16 protein-coding genes and 1 pseudogene are annotated in these 17,093 nt (G+C 48.6%); 7 read left to right on the forward strand and 10 right to left on the reverse strand.

Features of this window, described 5'->3' with window-relative positions:
- The first annotated feature begins 89 nt into the window (after window positions 1–89).
- From H1A11_RS15175 to H1A11_RS15190, 4 genes are all read left to right on the forward strand, one after another.
- Window positions 90–992 (forward strand): AraC family transcriptional regulator, encoded by a 903-nt coding sequence (locus tag H1A11_RS15175; protein WP_117601080.1) that lies wholly within the window; start codon window positions 90–92, stop codon window positions 990–992.
- 162 nt (window positions 993–1,154) lie between these two features.
- Window positions 1,155–1,853 (forward strand): succinate dehydrogenase/fumarate reductase cytochrome b subunit, encoded by a 699-nt coding sequence (locus tag H1A11_RS15180; protein ID WP_005830923.1) that lies wholly within the window; start codon window positions 1,155–1,157, stop codon window positions 1,851–1,853.
- A gap of 36 nt (window positions 1,854–1,889) precedes the next feature.
- Window positions 1,890–3,836, forward strand: coding sequence for a fumarate reductase/succinate dehydrogenase flavoprotein subunit (locus tag H1A11_RS15185; RefSeq protein ID WP_117601079.1), 1,947 nt, complete (start codon window positions 1,890–1,892; stop codon window positions 3,834–3,836).
- A 33-nt stretch (window positions 3,837–3,869) separates the two neighbouring features.
- Entirely contained in the window at window positions 3,870–4,625 is a 756-nt protein-coding gene (locus tag H1A11_RS15190) for a succinate dehydrogenase/fumarate reductase iron-sulfur subunit (protein ID WP_005830925.1), read from the forward strand.
- A 138-nt stretch (window positions 4,626–4,763) separates the two neighbouring features.
- On the opposite strand, the gene H1A11_RS15195 is transcribed toward H1A11_RS15190, so the two are convergent.
- From H1A11_RS15195 to H1A11_RS15210, 4 genes and pseudogenes are all read right to left on the reverse strand, one after another.
- Window positions 4,764–5,627, reverse strand: coding sequence for an AraC family transcriptional regulator (locus H1A11_RS15195; RefSeq protein WP_117601097.1), 864 nt, complete (start codon window positions 5,625–5,627; stop codon window positions 4,764–4,766).
- A 175-nt stretch (window positions 5,628–5,802) separates the two neighbouring features.
- Complete coding sequence (locus tag H1A11_RS15200; RefSeq protein ID WP_117601078.1) at window positions 5,803–6,771, reverse strand: fimbrillin family protein; 969 nt, start codon at window positions 6,769–6,771, stop codon at window positions 5,803–5,805.
- 45 nt (window positions 6,772–6,816) lie between these two features.
- A complete protein-coding gene (locus H1A11_RS15205) occupies window positions 6,817–7,800 on the reverse strand; it encodes a DUF5119 domain-containing protein (RefSeq protein WP_117601077.1) in 984 nt (327 codons plus the stop codon).
- A pseudogene (locus tag H1A11_RS15210) lies at window positions 7,797–8,336 on the reverse strand (DUF3575 domain-containing protein); the annotation flags it as partial. The pseudogene H1A11_RS15210 and the gene H1A11_RS15205, both read right to left, overlap by 4 nt.
- 518 nt (window positions 8,337–8,854) lie before the next feature.
- Between H1A11_RS15210 and H1A11_RS15215 the strand changes: the two are divergent.
- Entirely contained in the window at window positions 8,855–9,655 is an 801-nt protein-coding gene (locus H1A11_RS15215; protein ID WP_117601075.1) for a glycerophosphodiester phosphodiesterase family protein, read from the forward strand.
- A 19-nt stretch (window positions 9,656–9,674) separates the two neighbouring features.
- Here H1A11_RS15215 and dprA read toward each other — a convergent pair whose 3' ends face one another.
- From dprA to H1A11_RS15230, 3 genes are read right to left on the reverse strand one after another with little or no spacing between them, the layout of a single operon-like run.
- Window positions 9,675–10,793 carry a DNA-processing protein DprA gene (gene dprA, locus H1A11_RS15220; RefSeq protein ID WP_117601074.1) on the reverse strand — a complete coding sequence of 373 codons (1,119 nt, stop codon included), beginning with the start codon at window positions 10,791–10,793 and terminating at the stop codon, window positions 9,675–9,677.
- Window positions 10,794–10,804: 11 nt separating this feature from the next.
- Complete coding sequence (locus H1A11_RS15225; protein ID WP_117601073.1) at window positions 10,805–11,221, reverse strand: thioesterase family protein; 417 nt, start codon at window positions 11,219–11,221, stop codon at window positions 10,805–10,807.
- A 31-nt stretch (window positions 11,222–11,252) separates the two neighbouring features.
- Window positions 11,253–12,545 carry a peptidase U32 family protein gene (locus H1A11_RS15230; RefSeq protein WP_138346096.1) on the reverse strand — a complete coding sequence of 431 codons (1,293 nt, stop codon included), beginning with the start codon at window positions 12,543–12,545 and terminating at the stop codon, window positions 11,253–11,255.
- Window positions 12,546–12,614: 69 nt separating this feature from the next.
- On the opposite strand from H1A11_RS15230, the gene dusB reads away from it, so the two are divergent.
- Window positions 12,615–13,595 carry a tRNA dihydrouridine synthase DusB gene (gene dusB / locus H1A11_RS15235; RefSeq protein ID WP_117601071.1) on the forward strand — a complete coding sequence of 327 codons (981 nt, stop codon included), beginning with the start codon at window positions 12,615–12,617 and terminating at the stop codon, window positions 13,593–13,595.
- A 336-nt stretch (window positions 13,596–13,931) separates the two neighbouring features.
- The gene (locus H1A11_RS19230; RefSeq protein WP_005834280.1) at window positions 13,932–14,057 is read left to right on the forward strand and encodes a hypothetical protein; all 126 of its coding nucleotides are present in this window, start codon (window positions 13,932–13,934) and stop codon (window positions 14,055–14,057) included.
- Here the strand turns inward: H1A11_RS19230 and H1A11_RS15240 are convergent.
- From H1A11_RS15240 to H1A11_RS15250, 3 genes are all read right to left on the reverse strand, one after another.
- Complete coding sequence (locus tag H1A11_RS15240; RefSeq protein ID WP_005830954.1) at window positions 14,054–15,019, reverse strand: phosphatase PAP2 family protein; 966 nt, start codon at window positions 15,017–15,019, stop codon at window positions 14,054–14,056. The genes H1A11_RS19230 and H1A11_RS15240 overlap by 4 nt on opposite strands.
- Window positions 15,010–16,017 carry an NAD(P)-dependent oxidoreductase gene (locus H1A11_RS15245; RefSeq protein ID WP_044468321.1) on the reverse strand — a complete coding sequence of 336 codons (1,008 nt, stop codon included), beginning with the start codon at window positions 16,015–16,017 and terminating at the stop codon, window positions 15,010–15,012. The genes H1A11_RS15240 and H1A11_RS15245 overlap by 10 nt, the downstream gene beginning before the upstream one ends.
- Window positions 16,018–16,092: 75 nt before the next feature.
- Complete coding sequence (locus tag H1A11_RS15250) at window positions 16,093–17,031, reverse strand: cation diffusion facilitator family transporter (protein ID WP_117601096.1); 939 nt, start codon at window positions 17,029–17,031, stop codon at window positions 16,093–16,095.
- Between the last annotated feature and the right edge of the window lie 62 nt (window positions 17,032–17,093).

Raw genomic sequence — 17,093 nt, forward strand, 5'->3', positions numbered from 1 at the left:
TTTGACGCAAAGATAGGACAAATAGATAGAGTTTTCACAAAAAAATTCTATCTTTGTTGCCACATTTATAATAATTTGCTAATCATTTCATGAGACTGGAAACTTACTGCAACCGACAGATTGATTGTGTGGTATGTCCTCAAAAATCAGAAGAAGTATTGGTTTACCGCCACTATCCCAAGGGACAACATTTCTCTGCTGAAAAGTGCACACAGAACTGCATGATATTTATGCTGAAAGGCGAATTACTTGTAAACAGTAACGAATATCCGGGCACCACTCTCCAAAGTCGCCAGCTCATCCTGCAAGCCATCGGCTCCAAAGTAGAGCTCTTGGCTCTAACCGAAGTGGAATATATTGTCTATTGGTTCACCGAGCTCCCCCTAATTTGCGAAGAGCGTTACAAAGAGATACTGAAACGCTCGGAAGCCCCCCTGATTTACACCCCGCTTACAGCAATTCCCATGCTCGAAGGACTTCTGAAAAGCCTTGCCTGCTACCTCAACGAGCAGCCTTATGCGTGCAGCAAATACATTGAAATGAAATGCCAGGAACTGGCATACATATTAACATGCTACTATCCACTACACCAAATCAGTACATTTTTCTACCCCATCAGCACTTATACGGAAAGCTTCCAGTATTTCGTCATGCAGAACTACGACAAAGTGAAGAATGTGGAGGAGTTTGCCCACCTCGGCGGATATACCACCACCACATTCCGTCGTATGTTTAAAAACATGTATGGGGTCCCGGTATATGAGTGGATTCTGGACAAGAAACGCGAAGGAATTCTGAACGACCTGCAATATACCAAACAACGCATTTCAGTCATCAGCGCCCGCTATGGCTTTGATTCCCTATCCCACTTTGCCCACTTCTGCAAAGACTCTTTCGGAGACACACCCCGCGCCCTGAGAAAACGTTTGGCAAACGGAGAAAAGATTTCCATTATCTGCAAAGAGCAAGGCAAAGACCAGGAGGACGAGTAAACCTTTTACTTGTCCGCAAACTTCGCATCCTGCCGGATTACGGAATTATTTCTTTAATCGCTTGCTTTATCGCTGGATTTCTCCTATTTTTGCGAAACATTTACAGAAGTATCCTGATAGAACAAATTTTCAAACTATTAAATAACTTAAATTCAATCATTTATGTGGTTAAGTAATTCATCTGTAGGAAGGAAAGTGGTGATGAGCGTTACCGGTATCGCCCTTGTCCTGTTTCTGACATTTCACATGGCGATGAACCTGGTTGCATTAGTCTCGGCTAATGGCTACAACATGGTTTGTGAGTTCTTGGGAGCAAACTGGTACGCATTGGTGGCTACGGTAGGTCTGGCTGCCTTATTCATCATCCACATCATCTACGCTTTCTGGTTGACTATGCAGAACCGTAAGGCACGTGGTAGCGAACGCTATGCCGTTACGGAAAAGCCCAAGACTGTGGAATGGGCTTCTCAAAACATGCTCGTATTGGGTATCATCGTAATCGTAGGTTTGGGCCTGCACCTCGTAAACTTTTGGGCTAAAATGCAGCTTCCCGAGTTGATGCACAACATGGGCATGCATGCCGACACCCTCACGCTGGCATATGCAGCCAACGGTGTCTATCACATTCAGAACACCTTCAGCAATCCGGTATTCGTAGTGCTTTACCTTGTTTGGCTGGGCGCATTGTGGTTCCACCTCACTCACGGTTTCTGGAGCTCCATGCAGTCTTTGGGCTGGAACAACAAAGTATGGATTAACCGTTGGAAATGTATCTCCAACATCTATTCTACTATCGTTGTCCTCTGCTTCGCTCTGGTAGTTGTCGTATTCTTTGCAAAATCATTGTGCGGCGCTTGCTAAATTCAAATTGTAAATGACTAAATTGTAAATTGCATTATGACTAAGATAGATTCTAAAATACCGGAAGGACCGGTGGCTGAGAAATGGACCAATTATAAGGCTCACCAAAAATTAGTAAACCCTGCCAACAAACGTCGTCTGGACATCATCGTAGTAGGAACCGGACTTGCCGGTGCCAGTGCTGCCGCCTCTCTGGGCGAAATGGGTTTCAGAGTATTCAACTTCTGTATCCAGGACTCTCCGCGCCGTGCACACTCCATCGCTGCACAAGGTGGTATCAATGCTGCTAAGAATTACCAAAACGACGGTGACTCTGTGTACCGTCTGTTCTACGATACAGTAAAAGGTGGCGACTACCGTGCCCGCGAAGCCAACGTTTACCGTCTGGCTGAAGTATCCAACAATATTATCGACCAATGCGTTGCACAAGGTGTTCCTTTCGCCCGCGAATACGGCGGTACACTGGACAACCGTTCTTTCGGTGGTGCCCAAGTATCACGTACTTTCTACGCTAAAGGTCAGACCGGACAGCAGCTGTTGCTGGGTGCATACTCTGCATTGAGCCGCCAGGTGAACGTAGGTACCGTAAAACTGTACACCCGCTACGAAATGGAAGATGTTGTCCTCATTGACGGACGTGCCCGCGGTATCATTGCAAAGAACCTCGTTACCGGTAAATTGGAACGTTTTGCCGCCCACGCTGTGGTAATCGCTACCGGTGGTTACGGCAATACCTACTTCCTTTCTACCAATGCAATGGCATGTAACTGCTCTGCTGCAATGGCTTGCTACCGTAAAGGTGCCTGGTTTGCCAACCCTGCTTACGTACAGATTCACCCCACTTGTATTCCGGTTCACGGTGACAAGCAGTCCAAACTGACTTTGATGTCCGAATCTCTGCGTAACGATGGGCGTATCTGGGTTCCGAAGAAGCTGGAAGATGCCAAGAAACTGCAGGAAGGTACACTGCAAGGAAAAGATATTCCCGAGGAAGACCGCGACTACTACCTGGAACGCCGTTATCCGGCATTCGGTAACCTCGTTCCGCGTGACGTTGCCAGCCGCGCTGCCAAAGAACGCTGCGACAAGGGCTTCGGCGTGAACAACACCGGTCTTGCCGTATTCCTTGACTTCTCCGAAGCTATCAACCGCCTGGGTAAAGATGTCGTTGCACAACGTTACGGCAACCTCTTCGATATGTATGAAGAAATCACTGATGTCAGCCCATACGAAAACCCGATGATGATTTATCCGGCTATCCACTATACCATGGGTGGTATCTGGGTTGACTACGAACTGATGACCTCCATCAAGGGACTGTTCGCCATCGGTGAATGTAACTTCTCCGACCACGGTGCAAACCGCCTCGGTGCTTCCGCCCTGATGCAAGGTCTGGCCGATGGTTACTTCGTATTGCCTTACACTATCCAGAACTATCTGGCCGACCAGATTACAGTTCCCCGTTTCTCTACCGACCTGCCCGAATTTGCAGCTGCAGAAAAGGCCGTTCAGGAGAAGATTGACTGGATGATGAACATCAAGGGTAAGAAGTCTGTAGACTCTATCCACAAGGAACTGGGCCACATTATGTGGGAATATGTAGGTATGGGACGTACGGCCGAAGGCTTGAAGGAAGGTCTGAAGAAGCTGAAAGAAGTCCGCAAGGAGTTCGAGAAAGAACTGTTCATCCCGGGCGACAAGGAAGGTATGAATGTAGAACTCGACAAGGCTATCCGTCTGTACGACTTCATCACTATGGGCGAGCTGGTTGCTTACGATGCACTGAACCGTAACGAAAGCTGCGGTGGTCACTTCCGTGAAGAATATCAGACTGAAGAAGGCGAAGCCAAGCGTGACGATGAAAACTACTTCTACGTGGCTTGCTGGGAATATCAGGGTTCTGACGAAAAGGAACCGGTATTGCTGAAAGAGCCGCTGGTTTACGAAGCAATCAAGGTACAGACTCGTAACTACAAGAGCTAATCGGGAAGTTGAACATTTAAAGAATTAAAGAAAATGGATAAAAATATATCATTTACGCTCAAGGTATGGCGCCAGAAGGGTCCGAAAGCAAAAGGCGCTTTTGAAACATACCAAATGAAAGATATCCCGGGCGATACTTCATTCCTCGAAATGCTGGATATCCTGAACGAACAGCTGATTTCTGAAGGTAAAGAACCGGTTGTATTCGACCACGACTGCCGCGAAGGTATCTGCGGTATGTGTTCGCTCTACATCAACGGACACCCCCACGGTCCTGCAACCGGCGCTACGACTTGCCAGATTTATATGCGTCGTTTCAACGACGGCGATACCATCACTGTTGAACCGTGGCGCTCTGCCGGTTTCCCGGTTATCAAGGACTTGATGGTCGACCGTACGGCCTACGACAAGATTATGCAGGCAGGCGGCTACGTCAGCGTACGTACCGGTGCTCCCCAGGATGCCAACGCTATCCTGATTCCGAAGCCCATCGCTGACGAGGCTATGGATGCTGCCAGCTGTATCGGTTGTGGTGCTTGTGTGGCTGCTTGTAAGAACGGTTCTGCTATGCTGTTCGTTTCTGCCAAAGTGAGCCAGCTGAACCTGTTGCCCCAAGGCAAACCGGAAGCATTGCGCCGTGCCAAGGCTATGTTGAGCAAGATGGACGAACTCGGTTTCGGTAACTGTACCAATACCCGTGCGTGCGAAGCTGAATGCCCGAAGAATGTTTCCATCAGCAACATTGCTCGTTTGAACCGCGACTTTATCATTGCGAAACTGAAAGACTAATCCGGTCTTTCTGCAAATAATATAGGATGCGCTTCGGATAAACCTTTTGAGCAAGCTCAGATTTATCACTCAGCTTTCACTATATTTGATTAATATCACAAGAGACTCCTCTGCCGGGAAACCGCCGGAGGAGTTTTTTTATGACATGCCGCTTACTTCAGATAAATTGCCGGCACGCAAGCTACGGGGAGAAGCCCCGAAATTCTTTTTGCAGAAATTGGAAAAATGAGGCAGCGATTCAAAGCCATATTTATAGCAAATCTCTGATATGGAAGCATCCGTATAACGAAGTTCATAAACCACACTTTCCTTCCTCCGTTCCATCATCCACTCGTACACCGGTTGATGAAAAACAGAATTGAATATACGCCGGAAAGTAGCCACTGTATATCCTCCCAGCTGGGCAAATTCCTCTACTGTCTTGACTTTGGCATGATTCTGCAAGACAAAGTAATGGAAGGAATTAGTATACTGGGCAAGAGGATGTATCAGCATGGAAAGCTCATAGTCGGAGTAATAATTTCCAAGAATGAAAGCAAGTTCTTTTCGTTTGAAACAAAGCATTTCCCGGCAAATTTTCTCCTCGGACAAATAGGCCTTGGAACTTTCCAGAAAGAGCTGCAATTCGGGAGTAATGGTCAAAGGACAGAATATCAATGGAGGGGTAATCTCTTTCATGATATGGTTATACCGGTCCTCACAGAAGAATTCAGGCTTACTGAACCGGTAACAAACGCATTCCACATCCGTCATGGCAAGTATTTCGTACTTGGAACCAATAGCTTGAAGGATGAACTCACCTGCATGCAACACAGTTCCCGCATACTCCTTACTGTTAACAAGCACTTCTCCTTGCAGCAGAAAAATTACAATATTTTCCTCACACTTCCGTGCCGGCAGATGGAATCCTCTGGGGTGAGAAGCATATATTATTGCATTGTCCACAGCCTTGGGACATTGAGCGCATTGTTTTTTACCTCCGCAAGCAGAAGAGTTGGGCATCGGCAAGTAGATTTGTTTGTTTGTTGCAGTGACAAAAATAGATAAATAATACTCATAAAAGAAACATTCCCCGAAAACTTTCATAAAGAAGTCTCGGGGAATGAATAAAATAGAAGCAATTCAGTTTTGCGGACAGTACCCGTTTCTATTTACACAAAATTATGGATACTGCCTTTTATTTTTCCACATTCGTATCATCAGCCGTACTCCACGGACCAACTTCAGGTACAAAGGTTACTTTTGCCGCCTTATTGGCCAGCGTCAGCGTATAACGTATCTTTTTGCCTTCACCCCAGGCTTGTGTACCATCCAAGTCAATGGCGGAAGTTACAGTATCAAGAAGAACGTCTTTCTCATAGATGTCATAGACAACATTGATTTTGGCGTTCGTATCCAACGTCTGGGGCATCAACATCCAGGCTGTATTCACTTCCACACCCGTTGTATTCACTTCCAATGCACCACCGTCAATCGTATGTGCATAAGTAGCCGTTCCTTCCTGTGACTTCCATGTTGAATCATCAAAACCATAAGTTCCCTTATTGTGCACACCGGATATTGTAAGTGTTTTCAGTTTATAAGTCAAAGCGTCGGCTGCCTTGACAGTGAAATTTATTTGCGTCAGTATATGGCCGAATTTCAAAGATACCCCACTGGCATTTGATGCCTTGGTTGCATCCATCGCTTTCGCGGCTACCAAGTCCGTTTGGGTAACTACATCCGCTACCGTATAAGTAATGGAAGGATATATAGCACCAGCAGCCGGTTGATTGTACGTCAAGGCCCCGGTACCCGGATTCCCGTAAGCAAAGAACTGCAAGTTATCCGTCATTGGCCAATAATATGTTCCCCCAGTCAAACTCCAGTCGGGAGCACTATAAGTTACCTTAACATCTGCCATGAATTCCTTCATTGCATCAAAAGTCGCAACAGAGGCCATTGTTGTTGCTCCCGTATTATAAGCATACACAGTGAACCCTACCTTCTGCAATTCCGGCAAATCAGTCACTGCGGCTCTCGTAGTGTTACCCACTACTGTTCCCAATTTAATCTCCGCCTTTTGTCCGGCATTCTCTATCTCCTCACTTTCCGAGCAACTCATTACTGCTGCTGCAGCCAAAGCCAAAAATAAAACCTTCTTCATAATTGTCTGTTATTAAAGTTAATATATTTATTTGTCTGTTTGCTATCAATTCACCGGTAGCTCCACATCCGTCTCATCATCCCAATCATCCACATCGCCACCAATCCCTCCATCTCCTTCATCGGTTCCCGGTTCCAAATCATCCACCACAACCTTGTCCTCCGGTACGGGAACCTCGATATGGATTTCCGACCCAGGAACGCCCACATCAGGTTCTTCTTCGCCTCCTCCCGAGGGAGGAGCTGTTTCAATCACTTCCGTGATATCCACCTTCACCTCTTGAACCGTTTTATCTCGTTTCACAATCTTCAATGTCAGCAACATAGGACTATCCGCACGGGTCTTGGCATCTTTCAGTAATACAAAACTGGAGAAATACCCCCATAAAAGCCCGTTTTCACGCTTTGTATTCACACATATAGGTACCTCGCTCAAATGGCAAGCACGGTTGCCTATAAAGTAACTTCCGTTCAAGCCGTCCACATGGCAGATGATGCTCGATATTCTATCCCATCCTTCCACCTTTATATCAAAGGAATAATGGTTCACTACCGCTTCCGGCTTCCAGTTCAACGGAAGCGCCACATCACTCTGCCTTATTTCCACCTCGTCCAAAGCCACCACATACAAAGGGTCGGGCGACCAAACCATATCTTCGTGTATATCCAGCCCCGTACAGTGTCCCGTAAAAGCCTCAATCGTCTCATAACTCTCGTCGCCCCGTATCTGTATACTCTCCGTATTGAAGTTATAGGCCACCACCGCATACCTCCCCGGCGGTACCTTCACCTCACCCCCTTCGGCAGGCAGATAACTTTCAACCTTTCTCCTCTGAGTATCTTTCGGATAGAAGATAATCCGCATGGTCTGCGGCAGCTTATCCGTCACCCCTTTCCAATCCAATTTAATCTGTACTCCGCTAACGGGATAATCATCCAGCATATCGCGGAAGTCACAGCTTCCCAGCATTGGCAACAGTCCGAAGAACAGCCAGAGAATCATATGCCGTGCATCTTTCATACCACTCATCTCCCCGACGTTAGAAGCCACACCAAAGAAACTTTTGCTTTTGTCGGCCCGATAAAGTGATACTTTCCACTGCTGACCCAAACCAAGTCATTTCCATAAGAAGTATATTTCCGGTACTCCGTATCCAAGTATCCAATACCCACACTGAATTCAATCGCCAGATGCCGAGCCAGTGGACGCACATATCCATAAGTTATTCCAGCAGCAGCGTAATACTTCCCCCGGTATCCCTTCTCCTTTTTCAACTGAAAATCATAGGTACCTCCTTCGGCATATGCTCCCAGGAAATGTCCGAACAATATTCCATGCGTATAGCGGTTTCCCAACCAGTAACGTACCTCTGTCCCTCCCGAAAGGAACTGATAACAGAAACCACATCCGCTGTCAGACCACCAAGGACATTTGTACTCAACATTCAAAGACCACCTCTTTCTCAATGGCAGCTCCACTTCTATGTTCGGAGCCAAGGCCAGGTCGTAAAGCAAATTATTTTTTAACGCCAGCACCGTTTTACAAGTATGGCTATGAGATTCCGCCGACTTATTCTGCCCTATTACCTGCCCCGACATCATGCAAAAAAGGAGTAGCCAAAGAACATATATAAGAATGCGTTTTCCCATAATTTCGCGTTGTATACAAACAAAAGTAGAAGATAATTACCGAATAAAATCCACTTTCCATCACTCTTTTCAAAGGCTGAAAGGTTCTGTGAAACGATTGAAACAGATTTGCAACTTTTGCCTTATCCGGGACGCTGTGAATAGATTCTTTCCATACTCTCTCAAAAAGTCAATCCGTGTGCGAAAACAGTAAAATTCAGTGAAAGAAATACAAAAGAAGTAGCAGAATCATTCTGAAATTTGGAAGATAACAATGGAAACCTTACATTTGCAATGTGATTTTTTTCATAGTATTAGATTTAAGGTTAACAAAGGTTGGAGTACGGCGGTACTCCTTTTTTTATACCCATACGTTTCTCCGAATGACAAAAAATAGCTATCTTCGATGGCTTTTATAACTGTTAAAGAAGAAAACATCACCACTTGAGCCCATTATGAAAAAACCGGTACTCGCATTGCTTTCCATAATCCTACTTACCGCAGGATGTTCCCAACGGCCTGCCACCACCAAGATACCCCTGACCAGCGCACACCGTGGTGCGGCCACCATTGCTCCCGAAAACACAATGGCATCCGTAGATTCGTGCATCAAATACGGTGTAGGCAATATAGAATGCGATGTCTGCATCAGTAAGGACAGTGTCTTCTACGTACTGCACGATTCCACCCTCGACCGTACCACCAACGGTACCGGCGCCATCTCCCAATGGCTGTCCGCCGACATCGACACACTGGATGCCGGCTCTTGGTTTGCGCCCCGATTTGCCGGACAACGGGTACTACGCCTTACCGACCTGCTACGCAAGGCCAAAGAGCACGGTTTAAGAATCACCATCGACTACCGCAACGGCGGTCTGCACCAATTACTGAATCTGATAAAGGACGAAGGCATGCTGGAAAACTGCAACTTCACCTTCAGCAAGGAGTATCATGCCAAATGCTTCAGAAAAATGGCACCCGAGGTAAGAACCCTGCAAGCCTACATCAAAAGTGAAAAGGACATAGAGCATGTCGTAAAGGAACTGCATCCCGACATCGCTGTCGTCTGGATTGACTCCCTTACCCCGCAATTCGTAAAGAAATGCCGTGAGCACAACCTGCAGGTACTGGCACTTGTCCTGGGGCTGGACGACAAGACGGAAGAGAACCAGAAGGCGGTCGACCTGGGGGTAGACATCATAGCGACGGACCATCCGGAAAAGTTCATCATGAAATACGGGCAACCGTCCATATAAGGCAAGAGACCTGCCGCGCTCAGGTCAGCAAATGATAGACACCGCCCACCATTGCCTTGACCACTCCTTTCATCTCCAATTCAAAAAGCAAGGCACTCATCCGGTTGACGGGTATATCCGCTTCCACCACCATCGCATTGATATGGAGGTCTCCTTGCCGCATAAGGATGCGTACAACAAGCTCCTCCTCTTCCGTCAGTTCCGGGAAGAGATTACGCTGAATACCTTCTGTCCGGGCAGGCTGCTCCGCTACGGACCAGCCCATAATCTGCACAAACTCTTCCGCATTCTGGATAAGGGCAGCCTTGTTGTCGCGTATCAACCGGTTGCAACCGATGGAAGATTCGTCCGTAACACGTCCCGGAACAGCAAAACAGTCACGATGATATCCCTCCGCCAACTCTGCAGTGATAAGGGAACCTCCCTTTGCGGCAGACTCCACCACAATGGTAGCATCACTCATACCCGCCACAATACGGTTGCGGCTGACGAAATTATGCTTGTCCGGATTCGTCCCGGTAAGGAATTCGGTCAGCAGTCCGCCTTGTGCCAGCATGTCGATGGCTGTTTTCCGGTGGACATACGGATAGATGCGGTCCAGTCCGTGAGCAAGGACAGCAACGGTAGGGAGATGATTTGCCAAAGCGGCCCGATGGGCATGGATATCTATCCCGTAGGCCAGTCCGCTTACTACCAGCACATCGGGACAAAGAACGGCCAAATCGCGCAGGAAGTCGATACAGAATTGCTTGCCGTAATCGGTGGCACGACGTGTACCTACCATATCGATGACATGCAGGCGGTTGAAATCGGTGTTTCCTTTAAAGAAAAGTACAATCGGCGCATCTTCACATTCACGCAAGCGCGAAGGGTAAGCCTCATCCTTCAACGTCAGGCAGGAAAGACGATTCTTCTCTACAAACTCCATCTCCTGCTCGGCACGCAGAAAGGCAGCGGGACAATCAAGAGCCGTCACTACCCCCGGATTCACACCGGGCATGATTTCGGGAAGCTCCTTCCGCCGACTGAATACTTCGGCAGCACTGCCCATACCCTCTATTAAACGCTTTGCCCCGATATGTCCTATACCGGGGCAAAGTGTGAGAGCTATACTGCAAATCCGTTCGTCACTGTTCATTCCACCAAAAATTACACGGACTTACACGGGTTGAGATAAGGGGCAAAAAGGCGGTCGAACAGTTCGCTGTCGCTCAACCGGCCATTGACTACACACACGGTCTCTACCACGCCTTTGAGGCAGACCTTACCGTCGGAAACACGGAAGATATCTTGATAGAAGACGTACTTGATACCTTCCTTCTTCATATAAAGTTTGGAAACAAACTCGTCACCACTCCTCAGGGGAGTCTTGAAAGCCATATTGATACGTGCCACTACCGGGTCTACCCCCTGCTCGTGCAGTCCGGCAAAGCTGACGCCGGCACTCAACAGAAACTCATGGCGCGTATGCTCCAGATAATGCTGATAATTGGCATTATTGACGATGCCTTGCAGGTCGCATTCATAGTCGCGCACCTTCATGGGAAGTTCATAGATATAATTCATATTTAGTATTGGACTATTTACTATTTGATACTTAGCCACGTTGTTTCTCCACATCCAAGCCTTTGAACTTCTTCAGTTCCTCTACGCTGACCAGCTTGTAGAGTTTGTCACTGGGACGTATTTTCACCGATTTCATCGAGAAATGCTGGCCTTTCTTTACAGTCTGCACGGGTTTCAAATCGACGCGTGCCTCGTCCAAAGTGACGAATTCGGCACCCGTTGTGGGACCCGTAATCAGCAACTTGTCGCCTACGCTCACTTCGGCTGCTTCTACCAGGAACTCCGCCACACCGATGTTTGAGAAGTAGCGGATGCCCTTACCCACATAGATTTTACGTTCCGTAGCGGCAGAGCCGTAGTTCTTGGTCCATTCGCCCAAGCGTTGTCCCAGGTAGTAGCCGTCCCAGAAACCACGATTGAAGACCGTCTTCAAACGTTCATCCCACCGGGCAATCTTCTCATCGGTGAATGTATCGTCCAGATAGGAACGGATGGCTTCTTTGTAACACTCCACTACCGTGCGCACGTACTCGGGTCCGCGGGCACGTCCTTCAATTTTGAAAACACGAACACCTGCATCCAGCATCTTGTTCATGAAGTGGATAGTTTTTAAGTCTTTGGGGGACATGATGTACTGGTTGTCCACCTCCAATTCCACATCCGTCTCCTTGTCGCGCACCGTGTAGCTGCGGCGGCATACCTGCATGCAGGCACCGCGGTTGGCGGAGTGGTTCATTTCATGCAATGAGAGATAACACTTTCCGCTGACTGCCATGCAAAGGGCACCGTGGCAGAACATCTCTATACGTATCTGCTCTCCGCTGGGACCGCAGATATTCTCCTCACGGATATGTCGGTAGATTTCTGCCACCTGCTCCAGATTCAGCTCACGCGCCAGCACCACCACATCGGCAAACTGCGCATAGAAGCGCAGGGCTTCCACATTGCTGATGTTGAGCTGTGTGCTGAGGTGTACCTCCTGCCCTATCTGACGGGCATAGCTCATCACTGCCACATCGGCGGCAATGACAGCCGAGATACCTGCCGCCTTTGCCGCATCTACAATGGTACGCATCAGCGGAATGTCATGGTCGTATATGATGGTATTGACGGTAAGATAGCTTTTCATACCATGTTCATCGCACATCCGGGCTATCTCCCGCAAATCGTCGATAGTGAAGGTATTGGCCGAACGGGCACGCATGTTCAGGTTCTCGATACCGAAATAGATGGAGTCGGCATCTGCTTGTATGGCTGCTGCGAGAGATTCGCGCGAGCCTACCGGTGCCATGATTTCGAAGTCACTGATTGAGTGTTTCATCATTTCTTTTTGAATTAGAGTATGCAAAGGTAGGCTTTTTTCTGTACTTTTGCGGACAAATCCGCTTAGATTATGAAGATTAAAGATATAGACCTGGGCCCACGCCCCGTATTCCTCGCCCCGATGGAGGACGTCACCGACCCTGCTTTCCGCCTGATGTGCAAGCACTTCGGAGCAGACATGGTATATACCGAGTTCGTTTCTGCCGATGCCTTGATACGCTCCGTAGGCAAGACCCAGCAGAAACTGAATATCAGTGATGAAGAGCGGCCCGTAGCCATACAGATATACGGACGGGACACCGTCACCATGGTAGAAGCCGCCCGCATCGTGGAGCAGGCACACCCGGACACGCTGGACATCAACTTCGGCTGCCCCGTGAAGCGCGTTGCCGGCAAGGGTGCCGGTGCCGGTATGCTACAGAACATTCCGCTGATGCTGGAAATCACTCGTGCCGTGGTAGATGCCGTGAAGATTCCCGTCACCGTGAAGACCCGCCTGGGCTGGGATGCCAACAGTAAAATCATCGTAGACCTTGCCGAGCAGTTGCAGGACTGCGGCATTGCCGCCCTCACCATCCACGGCCGTACCCGCGCCCAAATGTATACCGGTGAGGCGGACTGGACACTTATCGGCGAGGTGAAAAATAACCCACGCATGCACATTCCCATCATCGGCAACGGTGATATCACCACTCCCCAACGGGCCAAAGAATGCTTCGACCTCTACGGTGTGGACGCCATCATGATAGGCCGTGCCAGCTTCGGCCGCCCGTGGTTCTTTAAGGAAGTGAAGCATTATTTGGAGACGGGCGAAGAACTCCCTCCGCTGAGTTCCGAATGGCGGCTGAACGTACTCCGCCAGGAAGTGGAAGACAGCGTCAACCTGCTGGATGAACGACGGGGCATACTGCACGTGCGCCGCCACCTGGCAGCAAGCCCGCTCTTCAAAGGGATTCCCAATTTCCGCGACACCCGGATAGCCATGCTGCGGGCAGAGACGAAGGAGGAACTGTACCGCATCTTCGAAGAGATAGAACCGTTGCTGCCATAGGAGAAAACCGCATACGATTTTTACCATCGAGTCCGATACTTGAGCAATCATCCTCACGCCCCTTCTTGAATAGCTTCTGAGAGGGGGGGGGAGTATTCAGACGCAGATGACACGCTTTGTTGCCATCCGCATAACTCACTGTCTGTCAGCAAGAAATTTTGCCAACCACTTGCCTTGCCCTTGGCAAACTTTTGCCATGCCTATGGCAAAGCCTTGCCAATGGGAAGGCAAAACCTTGCCAACAAGGAGGCAAGAAAAAAAACATTGTTTCTTTGGCAGAAAGAAACAAGTCCCTATATTCGTCTTCCCAAGAAAGAATCCCATAAATATGTCTTTATGAAAAAGAAAAAACTACTCAAACAGCTCATCGTAAACTTCCAGCATTCACTTCCGGCAGAAGTTTATCCGCGTACATTGGTATTGCCCACAGACAGTGGAAAGATAATCACCGTGCCCGACTAGCGGAACATCGGCTGCGCAAACCATCGCTTGAACATCCACGTGGCCAGGATATAAATGCCGAAAGCCGATACGAAACCCACGATAGAGTCTATCAGGTAATGTGCCTGGATATAGACCGTAGCCCCACACAACAGCAGATAGAAAGGAAACAAGCAGGCAAACAGACGCTTGCTGCCACGCCATGCCATAATCATCAGTACCGTAGACATTCCGACGTGCGAACTGGGAAAAGCAGCCGTGGGGCGCTCACCCACCTGCTGGGAACTCTCCACCAGGTTGTAGAAGAAGCCGTGCTCATAGCCCGGACCGGGAAGAAGTTCCTGATGGTGATGGAAATAATCACCGATGGACGGGAAGATACCTTGCGCCACATGGTCGCTTCCAATGGCGGGGAAGTAGAACTGCGGCCCGGCAACGGGGACGAAGATATAAATAAGGTAATAGATGAAGAAAGCGGTGACGATGACGAACGAAACCTTCTCGAAAAGGTCGAAACGATAAAGGAAATACCACACCACCACCAGCAGAATCATCGGATAATAGAAGAAGTATCCCATATTGAACGGCTCGCTCACCCACATCTGCGGAAACCTTTCACAGAACCATACAGCAGGCTGTCCGCCAAACATCCACTGCTCCACCGACGCGAACACGTGGTCGAGATTGGGGAATATCCGGTTGAACTCAAAGGTGTCGGGATACCAATAGGAAAGCAGTGACATCTGGATGGCTATGCGCACAAAGGCAGAGAACTTGCAGGGTGCCAGCCGGTAAAGATACATCAGCAGGAACGTCATACCCGCAATGACAACACGGTCTGCAAGCATCTGCACCGGATGATCCATTTCCTGAAAAAGAAACAGAATGAGAATGGAAGTCAGCAAATTGTATATCAGCGTAATCTTCTCTACCGCAAAAAGCCCCTTACGGGTTTCTACCCTTTTAAATAAATCTAAAGCCATCCCTTATCCTTATACCAGGCAATGGTTTCCTTTACACCCCGTTCCAGGTCGTACTCAGGACTGAAGCCCAGTTCCTCGACGGCCGGTGTGATGTCACACTGCCAGTTGCGTTGTTTCATTATTCTATACTTGTCCGAATTGAGCGTACTGGTCTTGTTCTGCCGCTTCGCCCAAAATTCAGCGAGCAAAGATACGACTTTCAATACAATTAACGGACATCTCAGGCGAATAACAAACGGGTTGCCCAATTCTTTCCTTATCAAATCGGAAAAAGCACGGCTACTATACACCTTCCCGTCAGCCAGAAAATAGGCGCGGCGGGACACCTGCTTCTCTATCCCGAGGAAGACGGCCTGCACGATGTCCTTTACATATACAAACGTCAAGTCCTGGCGGCGGAAGCCCACAGAAAAGTCCGTATGCTGCCGGATGGACTTTGCCATAAGATAATAATCCTTCTCACGCGGCCCGTATACACCCGTCGGCCGGTAGATGACGTAGGGGAAACCCGGAATACTCTGCAAATAAAGTTCTGTTTTCAGTTTACTGAGCCCGTAGGCGGTATTGGGTGAAGGGGGGTCACTCTCCATAATCGGGTCGTAGGTCCTCTCGCGTACCGGACCGAACACACTCAGCGTACTGATGAAAATAAACTGCTTGGGAATCATGTTCAGCTCCCTCAGCGTATCGATGAAGTATTTGGTCTGCAGGTAATTCACCAAATCGAATTCGTTCTTGTCCACGCACTTCGTCACACCGGCACAATGAACAATATAATCAAACTTATTGTAGGTCCCTTTATGTCCCGAAAGCTGCGCCCTCAGTTCATTGGGATGCGCAAAGTCCAGTTCGAGAAAATGTATCTTGCGGTCACGCAGATACTCGCGGCTGCTGGACGAGCGTACACCCGCCCACACACCGAACTTGCGCTTCAACGCTTCCTCCACGATGAAACTTCCGATAAATCCGCTTGCTCCTGTAATTAAAATCGATTCCACTTCTTCAGTTACAAATTACTAATTACTTTTCATCCGATTACTTTTCATCCAATCCGTCACCTTGGCGCTCCTTTATTACTTTGTCGCCTCGTTACTCTTCTTCACCGGCTCCACATGGATGCTGACCAGTGTTCCTTTGCCGAACTGCCTTTTCAACTTGTTCTCCACCGCCGTTGCCGTCTCGTGAGCTTCCTCCAGCGAGATGCTGCCATCCATACGCACATGCACCTCGATGGCACAATAACTGCCGATGCGACGCGTACGAAGGTGATGCGGCGAGCTGATACCGGGAAAAGAGAGAATTGTCTTTATTATCTCATCCTCTACCTCGGCAGGCAATGATTTCTCCAACAGTTCGTCCACACACGGTATCAACAATTGCACAGCCACCTTCATAATGAAGAAGCTGACAATAACCGCCGCCACCGGGTCCAGCACCCGCCAATGGTCACCCAAAAGAATGGCTCCACCTATCCCCACTGCCGTGCCTATGGATGAAAGCGCATCACTCCGGTGATGCCAGGCATTGGCAACAACCGCCTGCGAATTCAACTTCCTACCCTTGAAAACGGTATATTGATAAAGCACTTCCTTGAAAACGATGGATACCAATGCAGCCACCAGCGCCAGCATACCGGGCTCCTGCAAAGAACCGCCTTGCAGGAAACGGTAAATGGAGGAAGCCCCGTTCCAGAAAATGCCGAATCCCACAAACAACAGAAAGACACCGATAATGGCAGTTGCCAGCGTCTCGTACTTGCCATGACCGTAATCGTGCCCCTCATCCTCGGGCTTTGCTGAGATGCGCACAAATACAATGACAATAATATCTGTAATGAAATCCGACAAAGAATGCACCGCATCCGCCAGCATGGCGGCACTGTGCCCCACAATACCTGCAAAGAACTTGAAGACAAGCAAGAGAAAGTTTACCACACTTCCCACAACCGTCACCCGGTAAATGTCTTTTTCCCGTGTGGCATCTGCTTTTTTGTTCAGAGTTTGCATTTCCATCTGCTTTTCGTCTAAGGTACAGCCTATCTCGCTTTTTGTGCAAATATAGTACATAAATCCAT

It is taken from the genome of Bacteroides sp. CACC 737 (assembly GCF_013874375.1).
Classification (GTDB): Bacteria; Bacteroidota; Bacteroidia; order Bacteroidales; family Bacteroidaceae; genus Bacteroides; species Bacteroides uniformis.